Source organism: Kribbella turkmenica (assembly GCF_004348725.1).
GTDB lineage: Bacteria > Actinomycetota > Actinomycetes > Propionibacteriales > Kribbellaceae > Kribbella > Kribbella turkmenica.
This window is the reverse complement of sequence record NZ_SMKR01000313.1, coordinates 1-2,336: the sequence shown is the minus strand read 5'-3', so window position 1 is coordinate 2,336 and position 2,336 is coordinate 1. Positions and strand designations below refer to the sequence as shown.

2 protein-coding genes are annotated in these 2,336 nt (G+C 66.4%); both read right to left on the bottom strand.

What is annotated here, in order from left to right; all coding sequences use genetic code 11:
* Positions 1 to 42 precede the first annotated feature (42 nt).
* Positions 43 to 501 (bottom strand): GNAT family N-acetyltransferase, encoded by a 459-nt coding sequence (locus E1218_RS35485; protein ID WP_132327409.1) that lies wholly within the window; start codon positions 499 to 501, stop codon positions 43 to 45.
* A 74-nt stretch (positions 502 to 575) separates the two neighbouring features.
* Positions 576 to 1,850 (bottom strand): IS110 family RNA-guided transposase, encoded by a 1,275-nt coding sequence (locus E1218_RS35480; RefSeq protein WP_456074501.1) that lies wholly within the window; start codon positions 1,848 to 1,850, stop codon positions 576 to 578.
* Positions 1,851 to 2,336: the final 486 nt, after the last annotated feature.

Below are 2,336 nucleotides of genomic sequence, written 5' to 3'. Positions count from 1 at the left end.
AGACCTCCGATGTGCTGAAGAGGTCAAGTTGCGGCCTCTTGATCACGGCCGGCGAGTAAGCGGAACCAACAGCGGATCTGTCGATCGGCGCATGAGGAGCGAGCTGCCGACCTGGTCGGTGAATCCCCAGCGACGGTAGAAGGGGGCGAGTTCTGGCTGGCAGACCAGTTCGATGCTGCGCACCTGTGCAAGCTGGGGGTTGTGCACGATGGCGTCCATTAGCACCGCGCCGTAGCCTGAGCCACGGTGTTCTGGCGCGATGACGACGTCGAGCACCAACGCGACGTGGACGTAGTCGGTGAGGGCGCGGCAGAAGCCGACGATCCGGTCGTGTGACGAATCGACCAAGGCCACTACAACGTCCGACTCGCGAAGGATCCGCTGGGTTTCCTCGACTGTTCGGTTTGCCATCCACCAGGCAGACCTGAACAGCTCCACCAGGTCGTCAAGCTGCCGTTCGTCGACGTGGTCTTTGATCCGCACATCTTCGTTGCTGGCCATACGGCATTTTGGGGACTCGCCAGGGTCACGGCGCTAGTTGAGAGGTTGGTAAGTCCTCCGGTCCGGTGAAGGCGTCAAGCGACGGCGGTCTCGGACGGGTCGGTGTGGTTGGGGAAGGCGCGGGTTTCGTCGTATGGCTGGTTGGTTTGGAGGCAGTACCAGAGCTGGCCGAGGAGCCGATTGAACACGATGCGCAGGGCGGCGGGGTGGCGATCGCCGCGGGCCCGCCGCGCGTTGTAGAGGTCCTTGGCTGGCCCGGGTCTGGGGGTGGTGGCGAAGGCCCAGACGAACCCGGCCGCGGCGAGGCGGTTGTTCTTCACCCGGCGGTGGGTGATCGAGATCGAGCGACCGGAGGCGCGGGTGATCGGTGCGGCCCCGGCGAAGGCCTTTAGCCCGCGGGGGTCGGCGAACCGGGCACGGTCGTCGCCGATCTCGCCCAGCACCCGGGCGCCGGTGACGTCGCCGAGGCCGGGGAAGCTGGTGATGATCTCGTAGTCCGGGTGCTTGTGGAACGCTGCAGTGGTTGCATCGGTCAGATTGGTGACGCTGGCGCATTCGGCGTTCAGGGTGGCCAGGAGGGCAAGGGCCTGGCGGCCCATTGCCTGTTCGACCAGTTCGGGCTGACGCAGCTGAGGTTTGCGCAACGCGTTGCGGATCTCGGTGGCGGTTTCGTTGACACGGCGTTGACGGCCAGCACGACGCAGTGCGGTGATGATCCTCGTCTTCGGCAGCTTCGCGGCCTCGGCTGGCGTCGGTGCGATCGCCAGGACGGCGCGGGCATCGTTGGTCGCGAGGTTGGTGTGCACGTTGCCGGCGAAGGCCTGTAGGAAGCTTGGGTAGAACTCGCGCAGGATCGCCCGGAGCTCCTGGGTAGCGCGGCTGCGGCGCCAGATCGCGTCTTGAGCAGAGCGGGCGAGGACGGCGATCGCGCGGGCCAGGTCAGTGTCGTCGGGCAGTTGGCGGTGTGCATGGGCGTCGGTACGCAGGATGTTGGCCAGAGTCATCGCGTCGACGTGGTCGGACTTGCCGCGGCTGACCGAGTGCCGTTCCCGGTATCGGGCCACAGCCATCGGGTTGATGGCATAGACAGGGCGTCCGGTCGCTCGTAGGGCGGCGACCAGCAGTCCACGCGACGTCTCGATCGCCACCGGGATCGGAGCGTCCGGGCTGTCGCCGGCATCGGCCAGCAGTGCCAGCAGCTCGGCGAATCCTTCGGCTGAGTCATCGATCCTGCGCTTGGCCACCAGTTGAGCGTCGGCGTCGACCAGCGCGATGTCGTGATGCCCTTCCGCCCAATCGATCCCGCACGTTACCTTCACCCAAGTCGTCCTCTCTGCTCGGTTCTCCAGGGATCGGTTCGATCCCCTGGCGAGAACGCGCGGCGCCCTAATGACGAGGCTCTGTTGGCCTTCCCTCCGATGAGCCGTTCGCGATCCCAGCGACCCTCATGGCGCCGGTCTCAACGTTTGGGAGCTCGGTGGCTCTCGATGAAGTGAGGCGTCCGGCCATGGGGGCGGGCTCGAACCACGAGCAACACTTCCGGCAGATGACCAGCTCGGCGCCACGGCGCGCCGATCTGATAGGAGGCATCACCGCTGCCCTGGGGACGGCAGGCGTCACCACGACACCCAAGCCGGCCACCGCCCGGACCACCAACCGCGCCAGACTTCCACGAGGTCCCCGGCGACCTGTTAGGCATCGGGCATCGCTGGTGGTGGGTTGGTGAACGGCCGCCGCCACAGGCCAGCGTCCCGGTCTTACCAGAGGCCTCTCAGAACCCGAAACGTGTCAGGGATCCACTCCCCGCGCCAGCGACCGTTCGGATGTCATTAGGG

Bases quoted from the DNA above. Each gene is read 5' to 3' on its own strand.
- E1218_RS35485 (WP_132327409.1), bottom strand. From the start codon at position 501: ATGGCCAGCAACGAAGATGTGCGGATCAAAGACCACGTCGACGAACGG.